Source organism: Psychrobacter sp. 1U2 (assembly GCF_051847575.1).
Genome location: NZ_JBPYDC010000479.1, coordinates 1 through 1,037 on the forward strand (window position 1 = coordinate 1; position 1,037 = coordinate 1,037).

Consider the following 1,037-nt stretch of genomic DNA (forward strand, 5'->3'; position numbering starts at 1 on the left):
CTATGCAAAAGCATGCAAGTGTATTCCGTACGCAAGCATTGATGGATGAAGGCGTAGAGAAAATCCTAGCATTGGGCGAGAAGATTGATCAGATTCATTTGGCTGATAAATCACAAGTATTTAATACAGCTCGTATCGAAGCATTTGAAGTCGCTAATCTGTATGAAGTTGCAAAAGCCACGATGATATCAGCAGCGAGTCGACATGAGAGCCGCGGTGCACACAGTGTCTCTGACTACGATCGTCCAGAAGACGATGATTACGCACCAAACGGTCGTAATGATCACGACTGGATGAAGCATACTCTATGGTATTCTGAAGGCAACCGTATTATCTACAAGCCAGTTCGTAAAGTTCCACTAACTGTCGATTATGTTGAGCCAAAAGTTCGCGTTTATTAATTCTATCCTATGCATTTTTTGTGTATGAATAGAATTAACGTTTTATCCCTTATTAATTTATTAAAAAGGTGACCGCTAGCTACAAGCTTATACCAGTGCTATGATATAAATTGAACAATAGCGCTGGTATGATGCACATATTGTATGCCCGCCATCACCTACGTGTGGAGTTTAGCATTATGAGCCGAGGTACTCGCACCATCGAAATCTATCGCTACGATCCTGATGTGGACGCAGCGCCGCGCATGCAGACTTATACGATTGAGCTACAAGACTCAGATCGTATGTTGCTTGATGTGTTATTGCGTCTCAAAAAGGAAGATGAAACCATCACCTTTCGCCGCTCATGTCGCGAAGGCATCTGTGGTTCTGATGGCGTAAACATTAATGGTAAAAATGGTTTGGCCTGTTTGATTAACATGAACACATTGCCTGAAAAAGTTACTGTTCGTCCATTGCCAGGCTTACCTGTTGTCCGTGACTTAGTCGTTGATATGAACCAGTTCTATGAGCAATACGAAAAAGTACATCCGTACTTGATCAATGAGCAGCCAGCGCCGCCAACCGAGCGTTTGCAGTCACCTGAGCAGCGTGAAAAGATGAATGGTCTGTACGAATGCATCTTATGTGCTTGCT

Annotated in this window: 1 protein-coding gene and 1 pseudogene; both read left to right on the plus strand. The window is 43.2% G+C overall.

Annotated features, from left to right (window positions below):
- Positions 1 to 401: pseudogene (locus ACS8FD_RS16705) on the plus strand (succinate dehydrogenase/fumarate reductase flavoprotein subunit); the annotation flags it as partial.
- Between the two features lie 179 nt (positions 402 to 580).
- A partial coding sequence (locus ACS8FD_RS16710; protein WP_439276667.1) for a 2Fe-2S iron-sulfur cluster-binding protein occupies positions 581 to 1,037 on the plus strand: 457 nt, incomplete at its 3' end.